This window comes from Clavibacter nebraskensis NCPPB 2581, assembly GCF_000355695.1.
Lineage (GTDB): Bacteria > Actinomycetota > Actinomycetes > Actinomycetales > Microbacteriaceae > Clavibacter > Clavibacter nebraskensis.
The window spans coordinates 2,116,583-2,134,093 of record NC_020891.1 but is presented as its reverse complement, the minus strand read 5'-3'; the positions used below and the strand labels follow the sequence as shown (position 1 = coordinate 2,134,093).

The window sequence follows — 17,511 nt, the reverse complement described above, 5'->3', positions numbered from 1 at the left end:
ACCTGGCGGCGCGGCCCTCGGGTCGTGATGTGCGTGCTGCTCGCGCTACTCGGCGGCCGAGCCGACGCGGCGGTTCTCCGCGGAGACCATCCACGCGTACTGCTCGAGCGCGGTGATGAAGCCGTGGAGGAGGTCCGCGGTGGTCGGGTCCTCCTCGTCGACGTCGTCGTGGACCTCGCGCATGGTGTGCACGGCGGCCTCGAGGCGCTGGGTCACGAGGTCCACGGTCTCGGCCGTGTCGACCTCGCCCTGCGGGTACTCGGGGAGCGTCGTGGTCTCGGCGACCGTGTCGCTGCGTCCGTCCGGCGTGGCGTGGAGGGCGCGCATGCGCTCGGCCAGGTCGTCGCTGAACTCGCGCGCCGAGTCGATGATCTCGTCGAGCTGGAGGTGGAGGTCGCGGAAGTTCTTGCCGACGACGTTCCAGTGCGCCTGCTTGCCCTGGATGTGCAGCTCGATGAGGTCGACGAGCACCTTCTGCATGTTCTCGTGCAGCTGCTCGCTGGCCTTGAAGCCGCGCTCGGCGTTCTGGCGCTTGGTGGGCTTGGAGCCCTCGGGCTGGGTGGCCTTCGCGGATGCGCTGGTGGGGCGTTCGACGGTCGTGGTCATGTGCGACTCCTCGTTCTGTTCGTTCGTGGGGTCGGGGGTTCCCGATCCGTGCGGGGCGGCGTCCGGTGGGACGGGGCCCCGCGGGCCGGGCGCGCTCGCGCACGTCATCCGGCCGCTCCTCGACGGTACGCCCGCTGCTTCGTCATCGCATGAACGATGAGGGCGCTCACAGTCGGCGCTCAGCGTCGCCCCCCATCCCTTCGCTCCGCGGACGGCCCGCGCTCCCGGTGCTTGGCTGGGTCCATGACCGTCCTGACCTCCGACCTCCGCGTCCTGCGCGACGCCCGCGCGATCCTCGTCGAGAGCCTCTGGTGGGATCCCGCCGGCGACGTGATGTGGAACGACATCACCGCGGGCACGCTGCACCGGAGCCCGTGGACGGGCGCCGTCGACGGATCCGACGACACCGTCCTCGAGCTGCCGCCGCCCCTCGCGTCCTTCCAACCGGCGGACGACGGCGGCTACGTCGCGGGGCTCGGCGACCGCATCGTGCTCGTGGACCGGGCCGGCCGGATCACGCGCGAGCTGGCCCGGGTCGAGCACGCGCACGGCGGCATCCGGCTCAACGAGGGCAAGGTCGATCCCCGCGGCCGCTTCGTCATCGGCTCCATGGACGTCACCGACGGCGAGCCCGACGCGGCGGTCTACTCGATCGACGGATCCGGCACCCTGCGCACGCTCCTCGGCGGCTTCGCGGTCACCAACGGCTTCGAGTGGACCGACGGCGGCCGCACGATGATCCTCACCGACACCGCGGAGGAGACCGTCTACCGCGCGACCTACTCGGCCGACGGCGAGCTCGGGGAGCTCGAGCACTGGATCCACGGCGAGATGAGCGACGGCCTCACCCTCGACGTCGACGGCTTCGCGTGGAACGGCATCTACGGCGCCGGCAAGGTCGTCCGCTGGGCGCCCGACGGCACGAAGGACCTCGAGATCGAGATCCCGGCGCCGAACGTCACCTCGGTGGCGTTCGCAGGACCGGACCTCCGCACCCTCGTCATCGGCACCGCCCGCGAGAACCTCACCGAGGAACAGCTCGAGGAGCACCCGCTCTCGGGCGGCGTCTTCGCGATCGACACCGCCGTGTCCGGCCGTCCGGTGAACGTCTTCCGCACCGTGGTCGACGACGCTCCGCGGGCGTAGCGTCGAGGGGGCCGTCCGACCGGGCGGCGACACCCTCACGAGGAGGAACGCACATGACCGGAGAGAGCATCCAGGGCCGCACGGTGGCCTTCCTGCTGACGGACGGCTTCGAGCAGGTCGAGCTGACCGAGCCGTGGAAGGCCGTGCAGGAGGCGGGCGGGAAGCCCGTCCTCGTGTCCCCGAAGTCGGACACCGTGCAGGGCTTGAACCACATCGACAAGGCCGACACGTTCGACGTGGACGTTCAGGTGAAGGACGCCGACGCAGCCGACTACGACGGCCTCGTGCTGCCCGGCGGCGTCGTGAACGCGGACGACCTCCGCGTCGATGCCGACTCGGTCGCCTTCGCCAAGGCCTTCTTCACGGCGGGCAAGCCCGTCGCGTCCATCTGCCACGCGCCGTGGATCCTCATCGAGGCCGGCGTGGTCGACGGCCGCCGCATGACCTCGTACCCGACCCTCGCCACCGACCTCCGCAACGCGGGCGCCGAGTGGGTCGACGAGGAGGTCGTGGTCGACAGCGGCTTCGTCACGAGCCGCAACCCCGACGACCTGCCCGCGTTCAACGCGAAGCTGATCGAGGAGATCGCCGAGGGCGAGCACGACGAGCAGCACGCCTGACCCGTCCGCCTGACCCGCGCGGACAGCCGCGCGCCTAGGGTGAGGGCGTGACCACGCCCTCACCCGACGCGCGCTTCCGCCAGACCACGCCCGCGCCGCGCGGCGTCCGCCTCGTCGGGCTAGTGTTGGCCGTGGCCGGCCTCGTGGTCCTGGCCACCAGCGGGGGCGGCGCGCTCGGCGTGATCGTCGCCGTGCTGCTCGTGGCGGCCGGCGCCGTCGTCGGCTCGCTGCGGATCCGCATCACGCTCGACCCCGGCGAGGTCGAGGTGGCGCTCGTGCCGCTGAAGCGCATCCGGATCCCGTACTCCGGCATCGCGGACTGCACGGTCGTCGACCACCTCCGCCCGCGGACCGTCCGCGGCATCGGCGTGCGGTCCCTCCCGGGCGGCGGCGCGGCCATCCTGCTCGACGCCGGGCCTGCGGTCGCGATCGAGGCGGCCGACGGCACGCACCACCTCGTCCGCAGCACGTTCCCGCGGGAGGCGGCCACGCGGATCCGCGACCGGGCCGCCGCCGCGCCGCTCGCGCCGCGCGTCGCCGACGACCCGGAGGATCCGGCCGCGGCCACCGCCTAGGCTCGTCGCGTGACCACCGCACCCCCCGCCGCACGCCGTCCCCGCACCTCCCGCCCCGTCGTCGTGGCGCTCGCGGTCGTCGTGGTGGTCGTCGGCTTCGTCCTCGACCAGCTCAGCAAGCGCTGGGCGGTCGACGCCCTCGGCGGCGGCGAGACGATCCCGCTGTTCCCGACGGCGCGCTTCGCCCTCGTCTATAACCCGGGCGTCTCCTTCGGTATGGGCGCCGAGGTGGGGCCGCTGCTCACCGTCGGGATCATGGCGCTCGCGCTCGGCCTCGCCGTGTGGGTCGGGTGGCAGATCCGCCACCGCGCGTCGCTCCTCCAGGTGCTGCTGCTCTCGGCCGTGCTCGCGGGCGCGCTCGGCAACCTCGTCGACCGCATCACGCGCGCGGAGGACGGGCCGCTGTCGGGCCACGTCGTCGACTTCATCGCCGTCGAGTGGTTCGCGGTCTTCAACGTGGCCGACATCCTCACGGTCTGCGGCATGATCGCGTGGGCGCTCACGACCGTGTTCGGGCGCGACCACGCGGCCGACGCACGGGACGCCGACGCGGACGACGAGGCCGTCGCCTCGCCCGCCGACGCCGGATCCGCGCCCGCCGACCGCGCCTGACGCCCCGGCGTAGCGTGAGGGGATGACCACGATCCCCACACTGGAACTGTCCGACGGGAACCGCATCCCCGCCATCGGCCTCGGCACCTACGGGTTGGACGACGACGCGGGCGCCGAGCTCGTGTCCGGCGCGATCGGCGCCGGCTACCGCCTGCTCGACACGGCCCTCAACTACGGCAACGAGGCCGCGGTGGGCGACGGGATGCGCCGCTCCGGCGTCCCCCGCGAGGAGCTCTTCCTCACCACCAAGCTGCCCGGCCGCCACCACGGCTACGACGAGACGCTCGCGTCCTTCGACCAGTCGCGCGCGTCGCTCGGCGTGGACTACGTGGACCTCTACCTCATCCACTGGCCGAACCCGAGCGTCGACAGGTACGTCGACAGCTGGCGCGCCTTCATCGAGCTCAAGGAGCGCGGGCTCGTCCGCTCGATCGGCGTCTCGAACTTCACGTCCGCGCATCTCACGCGCCTCCAGGACGAGACGGGCGTGCTGCCCGTCGTCAACCAGGTGGAGCTGCACCCGACGTTCGCGCAAGGCGCCCTCCGCGCCTTCCACGCCGAGCACGGCATCGTGACGGAGAGCTGGTCGCCGCTCGGCACCCGCGAGCAGCTCATGCAGGACCCGGCCGTGGTCGCCGCCGCCGAGGCACACGGCGTCACGCCCACGCAGGCCGTGCTGCGCTGGCACGTCCAGTCGGGCGCGCTGCCGATCCCGCGCTCCACGGATCCCGAGCGCCAGCGCCAGAACCTCGACGTCTTCGGCTTCGAGCTCACCGAGGAGGAGGTGCGCGCGATCGGCTCCGGCCCGCAGTCGCGCCTCTGGGACGGCGACCCGGACACGCACGAGGAGATGTAGGGCCCTCCGTCCATCCCCGCGCGGCCGTCGCGTCCCTCCGGGCGCGGCGGCCGCGTCGCGTGCGGGGCGGGTCAGCGGCCGAGCAGCGCGGGGATCCCGAGCAGCGCGACGCCGCCGACGAGGCACGCGGCCGCGACCAGGACGAGCACGCCGACCCACAGGATCCCCGGCAGGTGCGTCAGCCGCCCGAGCTGGTCGGCGTCGGACGCGCCGCCGCGGCGGGAGCGGGACCGCTGCAGCTCGAGCGTCGCTCGCAGCGCGCCGAGCAGGAGGAACAGCGCGAGGGCGTGCGCCGCGACGCCCTGCACCACGATCGGCGCGGCACCGGCGATCACGCCGACCACGACCCCGGCGACGAGGCACGACCACAGCCCGAACCAGTTGCGCACCTGGATCACGACGAGCGCGAGCAGCAGCAGCCACAGCCAGAGGACGGCGGCCGAGCGCCCGGATCCGGCGAGCCAGGCGGCGCCGAGGCCCGCGAGCGCGGGAGCCGGGTAGCCCGCCAGCAGCGTGACGACCATGCCCGGCCCGCGCGGTCGGCCGACGCTCACGGTGAGGCCCGAGGTGTCCGAGTGCAGGCGGATCCCCGCGAGCCGCCGCCCGCTCAGCGTCGCCGCCAGCCCGTGCCCGCCCTCGTGCACGATCGTCACGGCATGGCGCGTGAGCCGCCAGGCGGCGGGGACGAGCACGAGCACCGCGGCGAGCGCGACGGCGACGAGCGCGGGTCCCGGCTCCAGCGGCGCCTCGACGGCGGTCGCGCGCGCGACGACGTCGCGGACGATCTCGACGGGGTCCATGGGGCTCCTCGGGTCGGCGGGGGATGCGGGCGTCGGGCGGTGCCGGGCGTCGGATGGGGAGCGCCCAGCCCACCACATCCGCCTGATGGACCGCCGCCCGCCCACCGACTACCGTGGTCGGGTGCCCGAGACCCCCGCATCCGACCTCGTCCGCTCCCTGCTGCTCACCGTCCCCGACTTCCCGCAGCCGGGGATCCTCTTCCGCGACCTCACGCCCGTCCTGGCCGACGGCGCCGGCCTCCACGCCGTGGTCGACGACCTGGTGGCAGCCGGCGGCCCCGTCGACGCCGTCGCGGGCGTCGAGGCGCGCGGCTTCCTCCTCGCGGCCGCCGCCGCGTACGCGTCCGGCGTCGGCACGCTCGCGGTCCGCAAGGCCGGCAAGCTGCCGGGCGAGGTGCTCCGCGAGACCTACGCGCTCGAGTACGGCGAGGCGGCCATCGAGCTGCACCCGGGCCAGCTCGCGCCCGGATCCCGCGTGCTGCTCCTCGACGACGTGCTCGCGACCGGCGGCACCCTCGAGGCCGCCGCCCGCCTGCTGGAGCGTGCCGGCTACGAGGTCGCCGGGATCGGCGTGGTGCTGGAGCTCGCGGACCTCGGCGGCCGCGCGCGCCTCGCCGGCCACGAGGTGCACGCGATCCTCTCGCTCTGAGGGGTCAGCGCGGTCAGCTCCAGAGCCGCCGGGTCGCGATCTCCGCGCCCTGCGCCAGGCTCTCGAGCTTCGCCCACGCGATCTGCGGGTGGATCCGTCCGCCGAGCCCGCAGTCCGTCGACGCGATCACGCGCTCCCGGCCCACGAGCCGCGCGTAGCGCTCGATGCGGTCGGCCACGAGCTCCGGGTGCTCGACCACGTTCGTCGCGTGCCCGACGACTCCCGGCACGATGAGCTTGCCGTCGGGCAGCTCCACGTCCTCCCACACGCGCCACTCGTGCTCGTGCCGCGCGTTCGCGCCCTCGAACGAGTAGGCGCCGGCGTCGATGTCGAGCATCGTCCGCACGATGTGCCGGAACTCGATGTCGGTCGTGTGCGGCCCGTGCCACGAGCCCCAACAGAGGTGGAAGCGGATCCTCTCCTGCGGCAGCCCGCGCAGCGCGTGGTTGAGCGCCTCCACCCGGATCCGCGTGAACGCCACGTAGTCCTCCACGCTCGGCTCCGGGTTGATCTGGTCCCAGTTCTCCGCGATGGACGGGTCGTCGATCTGCAGCACGAGCCCTGCGTCGATGATGGCGACGTACTCCTCGCGCATCGCGTCGGCGCACGCCCAGATGAACTCCTCCTCGGTCGCGTAGTGCAGGTTGCCGATGCGCGATGCGCTGCCGGGGGAGAGGGAGGTGAGGAAGCCCTCCTCGTACCCGTTCGCCTCCAACCCGGCCTTCAGGTGCGCGATGTCGGCCTGGATCGCGGCGTGCCCCGTGTAGGAGACGGGCCCCGTGGCGCTCGGGAACTCGACGGGGGCCTCGCCGACCGTGATGCCGCTCGACGGGTCGCGATACGCGTCGGCGAAGATCGTCCAGTCGCGGCGGTCGGGGAAGGTCGTGAGCCGCACGTTCCCCGGCGAGCTGCGGACGGGCTCCGAGGAGAAGGGGCCGCCGGGCACCAGCTCGAGCCCGCTGAGGCGCTGGAACGAGTACGACCACCAGGCGCCGTAGTCGATGGCGCTCGACATGGCCTTGCCGTACTCGCCGTCGCCGGGGACGGTGATCCCGACCTCGCGCTGGCGGGCGACGAGGCCGTCGACCGCGTCGGCGAGCACGGCGTCGAGGCCGTCGTCGGCCGGGGCCGACGCGGGCGACGCGTCGCCGCCCGAGATCGCGGCCTTCCTGCTGTCGGCGCGCGCCGCGTTGGCGGCGATGAGCGCGTCCGTCCGCGGCAGGCTGCCGGCGTGGGACGTCGGGATCCGGTCGGTGCTGTCGAGCATGGGGACCTCCGCGGGTCTCTCGTGCCGTCGGGCGGCCTCGCACGACCGCCCGCGGCGAGCGGGAACTGATCGCAGGCGGTGTCCGGCCGCGGATGCGGGTGGGACGCGAGGCTTCGCGGGATGCGCTGCACGCACATGTTCCCATCGGGTCATCCCCGAGGACGGGTCCGCCGCAACAGGGCGTCACGGAACCGGCACCTCCGGCGGATCCGACGCACAGGGGCCGGCCCGGATGATGGGCGGATGCTCCTCCGCCATCCCGTCCTCGGAACCGCCACGGCCCTGTACCTCGGCCTGGTCGCGTGGATCACGCTGTCGCCGGAGCCCTACGACCATCGCATCGACGGCTACCTCTTCCGCGCCCTCCGCGCCCTCCACCGGCACGACGGCACGTCGTGGATCACGTACTCCTCCGTCGAGGGCGCCGCGAACGTCGCGATGTTCCTGCCCGTCGGCATGTTCCTGGTGCTGCTGCTCGGCCGATCCCGCTGGTGGCTCGCCATCGCGCTCGGCGTCGGCCTCTCGGCGCTCATCGAGACCGCGCAGATGTTCCTGCCCACGCGCGTCTCCGACGTCCGCGACATCGTGCACAACGGCCTGGGCGCGCTGCTCGGCGTCGTGCTCGTCCTGATCCTCACGGCCCGCTCCGAGAACGCCCGCCGCCGCGCGCTCCGCCGACGCCCGCTGCCCGCCGCGACGGGCCCGCAGTGCCTGGTCGGCACGCGCCGCTGACGCCCGCGCGGGCTCCGCGCCGACGCCGTCGGGCGCGGCGCCCGCGGTCAGTCGGCGCCCCCGCGGCTCGATAGGATTGACGCCGGAATTCCAAGGGGTGTGCAGGTGACCGGTACGGAGCTGGATCGCGAGCGGGCGTACGTCACCCGCCTCTACGGGCGACTCGACGCGGTGCGGGCGGAGACCCGGGATCAGCTGACCGCGGTGCGCGACAGCCCCACGGGCGGCACGCACCAGAACCGCTCCGAGCGCGACGCGTTCGCCCGCATCTACGAGGACCGCCTGCAGGCGCTCCGCGAGGTCGACGAGCGCCTCGTCTTCGGGCGGCTCGAGTTCGAGGACGGGCACCTGCCGGAGGACGAGCCGCGCGACGGCGCCCCGGCGCGGGCCGTCGGCGACGGGGATCCCGTCTACCGGTACATCGGCCGCATCGGCCTCCGCGACGACGACCTCCAGCCGCTCCTCCTCGACTGGCGCGTGCCGCAGGCGAGCGCCTTCTACCAGGCCACCGCCGCGACCCCGCTCGGCGCCCGGGCCCGCCGCCACCTCACCACGCACGGCCGCGAGGTCGTGCACGTGGAGGACGAGGTCTTCGATCCCACGCTCCTCGACGAGGGCCGCACCAGCCTCCAGGGCGAGGGCGCGCTGCTCGCCGCGCTCGCCGCGGGACGCACCGGCCGGATGAACGACATCGTCGCCACCATCCAGGCCGAGCAGGACCGCATCATCCGCTCCGACCTCCGCGGCGTCCTCGTCGTCCAGGGCGGCCCCGGCACCGGCAAGACCGCGGTCGCGCTGCACCGCGCGGCGTACCTCCTCTACTCGCACCGCGACCGGCTCGCGTCCTCGGGCGTGCTCGTCGTGGGGCCGAGCCGCTCCTTCCTCCAGTACATCGAGGCCGTGCTGCCGTCCCTCGGTGAGACGGGCGTCGTGCTCGCGAGCGTCGGCCAGCTGTACCCGGGCATCGACGCGGCCGGCGAGGACGCGCCCGAGGTCGCGGCCGTCAAGGGATCCGCCGAGATGGCCGGCCTCCTGCAGCGCGCCGTCCGCTCGCGCCAGGTCGTGCCCACCGAGGCCGTCACGCTCGACGTCAACGGCGAGCGCATCGTGCTCGAGCCGTCGCTCGTCGCGAACGCGCTCCGCCGCGCGCAGGACAGCCGGAAGCCGCACAACGAGGCGCGCGTCGTCTTCAACAAGGCCGCGCTCGGATCCCTCGCGCAGCTCCTCGCCTCGCAGATGCGCCGCAACGGCAGCGCCCTCGACGACAGCGACCTCGCGATGCTCCGCGAGGACCTCCGCACCTCCTACGACGTGAAGGTCGCGCTCAACACCGCGTGGTTGCCGCTCACCCCCGAGAAGCTGATCCAGGACCTCTATGCGCGCCCGAACTGGCTCGCCTCGCTCACCCCGCGGTGGAGCCCGGAGAAGCGCGCGCTCCTCCGCCGCGACCGCGACGCGCCGTTCACCATCGCCGACGTGCCGCTCCTCGACGAGGCCGCCCAGCTCCTCGGCGAGTTCAGCGCGCAGGCCGACGCGAGTGCGCGCGAGCGCGAGCAGCAGCGCCTCCGCGACATCGAGAACGCCGAGCAGGCCATCGAGAACATGGGCGTTGGCGGCATCGTCTCCGCCGAGCGCCTCGCGGAGGGCTTCGCCGAGCAGGCCGCGCGGCGCACGACCGCCGAGCGCGCCGCATCCGACCGCACCTGGACCTACGGCCACATCGTGGTCGACGAGGCGCAGGAGCTCAGCCCCATGCAGTGGCGCGTGCTCCTCCGCCGCTGCCCGCTGCGCTCGTTCACGATCGTCGGCGACGTCGCGCAGGCCAGCTCGGCCGTGGGCGTCACCAGCTGGCAGGACGCGCTCGGGCCGGTGCTCGGCCGAGAGTGGCGCCTCGAGGAGCTCACCGTCAACTACCGCACGCCCGCCCGGATCGCCGAGGCCGCCGAGCGCATGGCCATCGCGCACGGCCTCCCGGTCACCCGCTCCCGAGCCGTCCGCGAAGGCGAGCACCCCATCGACACCGTCGAGGTGGCGGCCGACGAGGTCGTGTCCGCCGTGGTCGACGTCGTCGACGAGGAGCGCGAGGGCGACGAGGCGGGCACGCTCGCCGTCATCGCCCGCGACGACCGGGTGGAGGGTCTGCACCGCGCGCTCGCCGAGCGGTTCGGATCCGCGGTCGGCATCGGCGTCGGCGGGCTCGGTCGGCCCATCGCCGTGCTCGGCTCGCAGGAGGCCAAGGGCCTCGAGTTCGACGTCGTCGTGATCGCCGAGCCGGACGAGATCCTCGCGCACACGTCGCGCGGGGCGGCCGGCCTCTACGTCGCGATGACGCGGCCCACGCAGCGCCTGCACATCGTCACCTCGACGGGCTTCTCCGCCTGATCCGCCGCCCGCCGTCCGGCGCCTCGTGAACACTATGAAGACAAGTGGCACCGGACCCCGCACGCGCGGAGGATGGGCCGGTCATGACCCCTCCTCCTGCATCCTCCGGCCCCTCGTCCGCATCCGGCACCGGGACGGATCCGGGTCCCGGAGGAGCGCCGCGGGACGAGGCGGATCCGGCGCCTGAGGGCGTGGCCACGGTCGCCACCCCGGCAGCACCCGACGCCTCCGCCTCCGCGGCCGCCCGTCGTGCCCGCCGCTCGCGGATCATCCAGGTCGTCGTCATCGTGGCCGTCGCGGTCGGCATCGCCCTCGTCCCGCCGCCCGCCGGGGTCGACCCGCGCGGCATGCACATGGCCGGGATCTTCGTCGGCACGGTCCTCGCCCTGATCCTCCAGCCGCTGCCCACCGCGCCCGTCGCCCTGGTCGGCCTCGCGGTCGCGATGCTCACCGGCACCATGACCACGGACGGCGAGGCGCTCGTCGGCTTCGCGAACCCCACCATCTGGCTCATCGTCGCGTCGTTCTTCATCGCCGACGGCTTCCTCGTCACGGGCCTCGGCCGCCGCATCGCGCTCGCGTTCGTGTCGCGGCTCGGCGGATCGAGCCTCGGCCTCGCCTACGGCATGGCGCTCACCGACCTGGTGCTCGCGCCCGCGACGCCGTCGAACACCGCGCGGGCGGGTGGCGTCGTCTACCCGATCGTCGCGTCGCTCAGCCGGGTCCAGGGCTCCAGCCCCGATTCGGACGGGTCGCGACGCCGCCTCGGCTCCTACCTGGCGCTCACGAGCGTGCAGGTCAACACCGTCACCTCCGCGATGTTCGTCACGGCGATGGCCGGCAACCCCGTCGCGCAGAAGGCGGCGGCCGACCTCGGCATCGAGGTCACCTGGGGCGGCTGGGCGCTCGCGGCGCTCGTGCCGGGCCTCCTCAGCCTGGTCGTCGTGCCGTGGGCGATGTCGCGCGTCTACCCGCCCACGCTCACCCGCACGCCCGAGGCGCCGGCGCACGCGCGCGAGGAGCTGCGGGGGCTCGGGCCGCTGTCGGGCCACGAGCGCATCATGGCGGGGACCTTCGTGCTGCTGCTCGTGCTCTGGTGCGGCGGATCCCTGTTCGGCATCCCCGCGACAGCCGCGGCTTTCGGGGGCATCGCGGTGCTGCTCGTCACGGGCGTCCTCAAGTGGTCGCACCTCGCCGCCAATGCCTCGGCCTGGTCGACGCTCATCTTCTTCGCGGTGCTCGTCGGCATGGCCGACCAGCTCGACGCGCTCGGCGTCATCGACCTGGTGGGCGGCGCCGTCTCCGGATCCGTCGGCGGCCTGCCCTGGCCGTGGGCCTTCGCCGTGCTCGCGCTCGTCTACTTCTTCTCGCACTACCTGTTCGCGTCGAACACGGCGCACATCGTCGCGATGTACGCGGTGTTCCTCGGCGCCGCGGTCGCGACCGGCACGCCGCCGCTGTTCGCCGCGCTCGTGCTCGGCTTCATCGGCAACCTGTTCGGCGGCATCTCGCACTACGCGTCGGGGCCGTCCGGCGTGGTCTTCGGATCCGGCTACGTCACGACGAGGGAGTGGTTCCGCGTCGGCTTCGTGATGGCGGTCGTTCTCATTGTCATCTGGGGCGTCGTCGGCACCGCGTGGATGGGCGTGCTCGGCCTCCTCGCCTGAGCCGCGGATCGGCCGGGGCGGGGAGATGGGCCGACCCGATGACGGGTCGGCCCTGCGGTCGTGGTCCCGGCGCCGAGACCCCTCTCCGTGCGCCGTCCGTGCGACCGCTCTCCCCATGACATCCGGACCCGTTGTGCATCGCGTCTCTAATGGTCCGGCGCATCGCAGTGTGTTCGGACCGGGCGCGCGAACGGATCGGCCGGCCAGGTGACGGCTCCCTGTGCTCGCGATCCCGTGCGCCGGACGTCAGCGCACCGGCGCCGGCCAGCCCACGTCGTCGGAGCTGAGGAGCGGCACGTCCCCGCACCCGTCGAGCACGCGCGCCATCGCGTCGTGCTCGGCCCGCGTCACGCTGAGCTCGGTGCGCACCTTGATCGACACCTGTCGCACGACGAGCGCGCACGCCTCGGCCGGATCCGCGGGCAGCCATGCGTCGGCCGTCGCGTCGGACTTCGCGTTGTTCTCGGCGGCGGACGCGGCGACCAGCTCCAGCGGGTCGTTGGCGAACGCGGCGCGGTAGTCCGCGTCCCAGCGCCACGCGCCGGCCGACCACGCGTCCGACAGCGACACGACGTGGTCGATCTGCACGGCCTCCGGATCCCGCGACCGGTCGAACGACACGCGCGCCCCCGAGTACGGATCCTCCAGCACGCCCGCCTGCACGACGCAGCCGCGCGTGCCGCCGCGGATCTCCGCGTCGGCGAGGTCGCGCCGCAGCACGTCGTTGCGGGTGTCGCAGCCGTTGCGGTCGACATCCGTGCGCCAGGCGAAGGACTCGCGGTCGTAGCCGGGCACGCGCTCCTCCCTCCGCACCTCGAGCCCGTCGAGGGCGAGCCGCGCGGATCCGGTGGAGCCCGGCTCCGCGCCCGGCCCCGACGCGACGCCGCCGGCCGCGCCCGATCCGGCCCCGGATCGCCGCGCCACTGCACGAGGCCCGCGACGATCACGAGCACGAGCGCCGCGAGCGTCACGAGCACGGGCGTCCTCCGCCGTCGTCTCCGCGTCACGGCGTCGGGTTCCGGGAGTCGTACCGCTCGAACGACGGCAGCGCGCGGATGAGGACCCACACCACCACCGCGATCAGCAGCCCGCCCACGAGCGACGGCACCCACAGCGCCGCGAACAGCGTGACGATGCCGATGTACGCGTCGCCGAGCCGCGGCCCGCCCGTCACCACGACGATGAAGATGCCCTGTAGTCGCCCGCGCATGTTGTCCGGCACCGCGGTCTGCAGCATGGTGTTGCGGAAGATCGAGGAGATGTTGTCGGCCGCGCCCGTGCAGGCCAGCAGCACGGAGGCGGCGACGATGCCGGGCACGCTCGCGTCCTCGATCCGCGAGCCGATGCCGTGCAGCACGCCCGGCTTCGAGGCGAGCAGCAGGACGAGGCCGAAGCCCGCGGTGGAGAGCCCGTACGCGACGATGGCCCAGCGGATGGCCCGGCCGTGCCGCGTGACCCGGCCGACGGATCCGCTCAGCACGCTGCTCACCAGGCTGCCGACGGCGCCGGCGGCCGTGAGGATCCCCACCGTCACCGGCCCGCCGCCGAGCACGACGGCGCCCGCCGCCGGGAACAGCACACGCGGCTGCCCGAAGGTCATGGCGATGATGTCGACGATGAAGGACATGCGGATGTTCGGCGCCGTCCTCAGGAACCCCAGCCCGTACTTGATGGACGCCAGCCCCGGCCGCTGCACCTCGCCCTCGGGCGCGATCCGCGGCAGCGCGAGCACGCCCGTGAACGCCGCGAGGAAGAGCACGGCGTCGACCGTGTAGGTCCACTGGAACCCGACCGACGCCACGAGCACGCCCGCGAGCGCCGGCCCCACCGTGACCATCACGCCGAGGCTGATCCCGCCCAGCGCGCTGGCCGCGGGCAGCAGGTGCGGCGGGAGGATACGGGGGAGGATCGCCTGCCGGCTCGTCCCGATCACCGTCGCCGCGACCGCGTTGAGGATGCTCAGCGCGTAGAGCGACCCCACCGTCTCCGCGTGCGTCCACGCGAGCGCCGCCAGCACGATGGTCGACCCCCACGCCACGCACGACGCGATGAGCGCGACCTTCCGCCGGTCGAACGCGTCGGCGAGCATGCCGCCGTAGAGCCCCGCGAGGATCATCGGCAGCAGCGACAGCACGCCCACGAGCGCGACCGATCCGGTGGATCCCGTCAGCTCGTACACGTGCAGCCCGATGGCCACGACCGTCATCTGGCTGCCGATGCCCGCGATCGCGTTGCCCGCCCAGAGCCGCGCGAACGCGGGGCTCTCCTTCAGCGGCGACAGGTCGACGAAGTGGCTGCCGCGCACCTGCCGCTCGTCGGGGATCGGGATGGGGGAGGTCTCGGGCGGGGTGCTCACGTGTCGCTGCGTCGTCTCTCTAGAGTGGATTTCCACGCTAGCCGAGTCCGCCGACGCCGCCCGCTCCCGAGGCCGTCCGCCCGCGGGAGCGACCCGCCCCTCCTGCTATGCTCGTGCGGTTGCCGTCTGAACGGCCGCGGATCAAGAGAGCTCGCACATCCTGTGACGGGCGCCGCGCAACGAACACGAGAGGGGATCATCACATGGCTCTGGAAGCAGACGTCAAGAAGGCGATCATCGACGAGTACGCGACCCACCCCGGTGACACCGGATCCCCCGAGGTGCAGATCGCGCTCCTCACCAAGCGGATCACGGGCCTCACCGAGCACCTCAAGGAGCACAAGCACGACCACCACACGCGTCGTGGCCTGCTCCTCCTGGTCGGCCAGCGTCGTCGTCTCCTCGGCTACCTGTCCAACGTCGACATCGAGCGCTACCGCGCCCTGATCGCGCGCCTGGGCATCCGCCGCTGACACGCACCACGCGTCGCTGATCGCATCACGACGAACCGACGAGCCGTCGCCCTCCGGGGTGGCGGCTCGTCGCCGTTTACGGGATCGACCCCCGACCGACACCCGGCGCCGCCCGTCCTCCCGGGCCCGCGAGGGGCCGGGTGCTACCATGGCCGAAGTGATCCAGCGGACGCCCAGCGTCACGATGAGATCACGACAGATGGGGCTGGCCGGCAGGAGCTGGTCGTTGGTGGTGGTATTCCGAGTCGCTCGGAGCATTCCCACTGATGGCCAGACATGCGCCCGCCGCCGTCGGCCACCGGCCGGGGAGCGGAACCAGCCGCGCACGTGCACCCGGGATCCGCATCACGCGGGCGCCGTGGTGTCGCCTCGCCCGCTCCTCCTCTGTCGTAGGAGGTCCGCATCCACACGGGATGCAGGACGAGCGCCCGACGGGCGTCGCCGAGAGGCGCAACACGAAGGAGAGAGACCTCAATGGAAGGTCCAGAGATCAAGTTCGCCGAGGCAGTCCTCGACAATGGCAAGTACGGAACGCGCACGGTCCGGTTCGAGGCCGGCCGCCTCGCGCAGCAGGCGCAGGGCGCGGTCGCCGCGTACCTCGACGAGGACACCATGCTGCTGTCCGCCACCTCGGTGGGCAAGCACCCGAAGGACAACTTCGACTTCTTCCCCCTGACCATCGACGTCGAGGAGCGCAGCTACGCCGCGGGCAAGATCCCCGGCTCGTTCTTCCGCCGTGAGGGCCGCCCCTCCACCGAGGCGATCCTCGTCTGCCGCCTCATCGACCGGCCGCTGCGCCCGTCGTTCATCACGGGCCTCCGCAACGAGGTCCAGGTCGTCATCACCGTCCTCAGCATCGCGCCGGACGAGTTCTACGACAGCCTCGCCATCAACGCGGCGAGCGCCTCGAGCATGCTCTCGGGCATCCCGTTCTCCGGCCCCATCGCGGGTGTGCGCCTCGCGCTCATCGGCGACCAGTGGGTCGTCTTCCCGAAGCACTCGCAGCTCAAGGAGGCCGTGTTCGACATCACCGTCGCCGGCCGCGTCGTCACCGACGCCCAGGGCAACGAGGACGTCGCGATCATGATGGTCGAGGCCGAGGCCACCGAGGGTGCCTGGGACCTCATCCAGGGCGGCGCCACGAAGCCCGACGAGGCCATCGTCGCGCAGGGCCTCGAGGCCGCGAAGCCGTTCATCCAGCAGCTCGTCGCCGCGCAGGCCTCCCTCGCGCAGCAGGCCGCGAAGCCCACGGTCGACTACCCCGTCTTCCTGCCGTACGCGCAGGAGACCTACGACGCCGTCTCGGCTCTCGCCCTCGACGAGCTCGGCACCGTGTACCAGATCGCCGACAAGATCGAGCGCCAGGACGCGGACGACGTCCTCAAGACCCGCACCAAGGACGCCGTGGCCGCCAAGGTCGAGGCCGGCGAGCTGCCGCAGTCGGCGCTCACCGAGTTCTCCGCGGCGTACAAGTCCGTGACCAAGACGGTCGTCCGCGGCCGGATCCTCCGCGACGGCATCCGCATGGACGGCCGCGGCCTCGCCGACATCCGCCCGCTCGACGCCGAGGTGCAGGTCATCCCGCGCGTCCACGGGTCGGCCATCTTCCAGCGCGGCGAGACCCAGATCCTGGGCGTCACCACGCTGAACATGCTCAAGATGGAGCAGCAGATCGACTCGCTGAGCCCCATCACGAAGAAGCGCTACCTGCACCACTACAACTTCCCGCCCTACTCCACCGGCGAGACCGGTCGTGTCGGGTCGCCGAAGCGTCGCGAGATCGGGCACGGCTTCCTCGCCGAGCGCGCCCTCGTGCCGGTGCTGCCGAGCCGCGAGGACTTCCCCTACGCGATCCGCCAGGTGTCCGAGGCCCTCGGGTCCAACGGATCCACGTCGATGGGCTCCGTCTGCGCCTCGACCCTGTCGCTGCTGAACGCGGGTGTGCCGCTGCGCGCGCCCGTCGCCGGCATCGCCATGGGCCTCGTGTCCGACACGGTCGACGGCCAGGTCCGCTACGCGGCCCTCACCGACATCCTCGGTGCGGAGGACGCGCTCGGCGACATGGACTTCAAGGCCGCGGGCACGTCCGAGTTCGTCACGGCCATCCAGCTGGACACGAAGCTCGACGGCATCCCCACGTCGGTCCTCGACGGCGCGCTCAAGCAGGCGAAGGAGGCCCGCACGGCCATCCTCGGCGTGCTGAACCAGGCCATCGACGCCCCCGACGAGATGGCCCCGACCGCGCCCCGCGTGATCTCGGTCAACATCCCCGTCGACAAGATCGGCGAGCTCATCGGCCCCAAGGGCAAGACGATCAACGCCATCCAGGACGAGACCGGCGCCGACATCTCCATTGAGGAGGACGGCACCGTCTACATCGGCGCCGTCGACGGCCCGTCGGCGGAGGCCGCGCGTGCGCAGGTTAACGCCATCGCGAACCCGACGAACCCCGAGGTCGGCGAGTCCTTCCTCGGCACCGTCGTCAAGATCGCGACGTTCGGCGCCTTCGTCTCGCTGCTCCCCGGCAAGGACGGCCTGCTGCACATCAGCGAGGTCCGCAAGCTCGCCGGCGGCAAGCGCGTCGAGAACGTGGAGGACGTCCTCGGTGTCGGCCAGAAGATCCTGGTGGAGATCACCAAGATCGACGACCGCGGCAAGCTGTCGCTCGCTCCCGTGCTGGAGGAGGCCGCCGATCAGGAGGGCCGCGACGCCGCCAGCCACGGCTCCGAGCTCCCCGCGGAGGGCTAGGCCCGACGCACCCCGCACGACA

The 17,511-nt window shown here is 72.9% G+C and carries 16 protein-coding genes; 11 read left to right on the top strand and 5 right to left on the bottom strand.

Features of this window, described 5'->3' with window-relative positions:
* Positions 1-45: 45 nt before the first annotated feature.
* Entirely contained in the window at positions 46-606 is a 561-nt protein-coding gene (locus CMN_RS10030; protein WP_015490696.1) for a Dps family protein, read from the bottom strand.
* Positions 607-849: 243 nt separating this feature from the next.
* Here CMN_RS10030 and CMN_RS10025 point away from each other — a divergent pair, with 243 nt between their 5' ends.
* Genes CMN_RS10025 through CMN_RS10005 form a run of 5 tightly spaced genes read left to right on the top strand, consistent with a single transcriptional unit; the run spans position 850 to position 4,415 of the window.
* Positions 850-1,752, top strand: coding sequence for an SMP-30/gluconolactonase/LRE family protein (locus tag CMN_RS10025; protein ID WP_015490695.1), 903 nt, complete (start codon positions 850-852; stop codon positions 1,750-1,752).
* Positions 1,753-1,805: 53 nt separating this feature from the next.
* A complete protein-coding gene (locus tag CMN_RS10020; protein WP_012038747.1) occupies positions 1,806-2,372 on the top strand; it encodes a type 1 glutamine amidotransferase domain-containing protein in 567 nt (188 codons plus the stop codon).
* A gap of 47 nt (positions 2,373-2,419) precedes the next feature.
* On the top strand, positions 2,420-2,947 hold the full coding sequence (locus CMN_RS10015) for a hypothetical protein (RefSeq protein WP_015490694.1): 528 nt from the start codon (positions 2,420-2,422) through the stop codon (positions 2,945-2,947).
* 9 nt (positions 2,948-2,956) lie between these two features.
* On the top strand, positions 2,957-3,559 hold the full coding sequence (locus CMN_RS10010; protein ID WP_015490693.1) for a signal peptidase II: 603 nt from the start codon (positions 2,957-2,959) through the stop codon (positions 3,557-3,559).
* Positions 3,560-3,581: 22 nt separating this feature from the next.
* Positions 3,582-4,415 (top strand): aldo/keto reductase, encoded by an 834-nt coding sequence (locus tag CMN_RS10005; RefSeq protein WP_015490692.1) that lies wholly within the window; start codon positions 3,582-3,584, stop codon positions 4,413-4,415.
* A gap of 71 nt (positions 4,416-4,486) precedes the next feature.
* Here the strand turns inward: CMN_RS10005 and CMN_RS10000 are convergent, their stop codons facing one another.
* Entirely contained in the window at positions 4,487-5,215 is a 729-nt protein-coding gene (locus CMN_RS10000) for a M50 family metallopeptidase (protein WP_015490691.1), read from the bottom strand.
* An 85-nt stretch (positions 5,216-5,300) separates the two neighbouring features.
* Here CMN_RS10000 and CMN_RS09995 point away from each other — a divergent pair, with 85 nt between their 5' ends.
* Positions 5,301-5,864 carry an adenine phosphoribosyltransferase gene (locus CMN_RS09995; RefSeq protein WP_015490690.1) on the top strand — a complete coding sequence of 188 codons (564 nt, stop codon included), beginning with the start codon at positions 5,301-5,303 and terminating at the stop codon, positions 5,862-5,864.
* Positions 5,865-5,877: 13 nt separating this feature from the next.
* Here CMN_RS09995 and CMN_RS09990 read toward each other — a convergent pair whose 3' ends face one another.
* A complete protein-coding gene (locus CMN_RS09990; RefSeq protein ID WP_015490689.1) occupies positions 5,878-7,131 on the bottom strand; it encodes a cobalamin-independent methionine synthase II family protein in 1,254 nt (417 codons plus the stop codon).
* A gap of 243 nt (positions 7,132-7,374) precedes the next feature.
* Between CMN_RS09990 and CMN_RS09985 the strand changes: the two genes are divergently transcribed.
* From CMN_RS09985 to CMN_RS09975, 3 genes are all read left to right on the top strand, one after another.
* The gene (locus CMN_RS09985) at positions 7,375-7,863 is read left to right on the top strand and encodes a VanZ family protein (RefSeq protein WP_015490688.1); all 489 of its coding nucleotides are present in this window, start codon (positions 7,375-7,377) and stop codon (positions 7,861-7,863) included.
* Positions 7,864-7,968: 105 nt separating this feature from the next.
* A complete protein-coding gene (locus CMN_RS09980; protein ID WP_015490687.1) occupies positions 7,969-10,245 on the top strand; it encodes a HelD family protein in 2,277 nt (758 codons plus the stop codon).
* 191 nt (positions 10,246-10,436) lie between these two features.
* Positions 10,437-11,912: a DASS family sodium-coupled anion symporter gene (locus tag CMN_RS09975; protein WP_015490686.1), complete on the top strand. Its 1,476-nt coding sequence runs from the start codon at positions 10,437-10,439 to the stop codon at positions 11,910-11,912.
* 246 nt (positions 11,913-12,158) lie between these two features.
* Here CMN_RS09975 and CMN_RS09970 read toward each other — a convergent pair whose 3' ends face one another.
* Positions 12,159-12,836: an HNH endonuclease family protein gene (locus tag CMN_RS09970; protein WP_015490685.1), complete on the bottom strand. Its 678-nt coding sequence runs from the start codon at positions 12,834-12,836 to the stop codon at positions 12,159-12,161.
* A 79-nt stretch (positions 12,837-12,915) separates the two neighbouring features.
* On the bottom strand, positions 12,916-14,268 hold the full coding sequence (locus tag CMN_RS09965) for an MFS transporter (protein ID WP_015490684.1): 1,353 nt from the start codon (positions 14,266-14,268) through the stop codon (positions 12,916-12,918).
* A 203-nt stretch (positions 14,269-14,471) separates the two neighbouring features.
* Between CMN_RS09965 and rpsO the strand changes: the two genes are divergently transcribed.
* Together rpsO and CMN_RS09955 are read left to right on the top strand one after the other, a co-directional pair.
* The gene (gene rpsO / locus CMN_RS09960; protein WP_012038735.1) at positions 14,472-14,741 is read left to right on the top strand and encodes a 30S ribosomal protein S15; all 270 of its coding nucleotides are present in this window, start codon (positions 14,472-14,474) and stop codon (positions 14,739-14,741) included.
* 474 nt (positions 14,742-15,215) lie between these two features.
* Positions 15,216-17,489, top strand: a complete 2,274-nt coding sequence (locus tag CMN_RS09955) for a polyribonucleotide nucleotidyltransferase (protein ID WP_015490683.1) — start codon at positions 15,216-15,218, stop codon at positions 17,487-17,489.
* Positions 17,490-17,511: the final 22 nt, after the last annotated feature.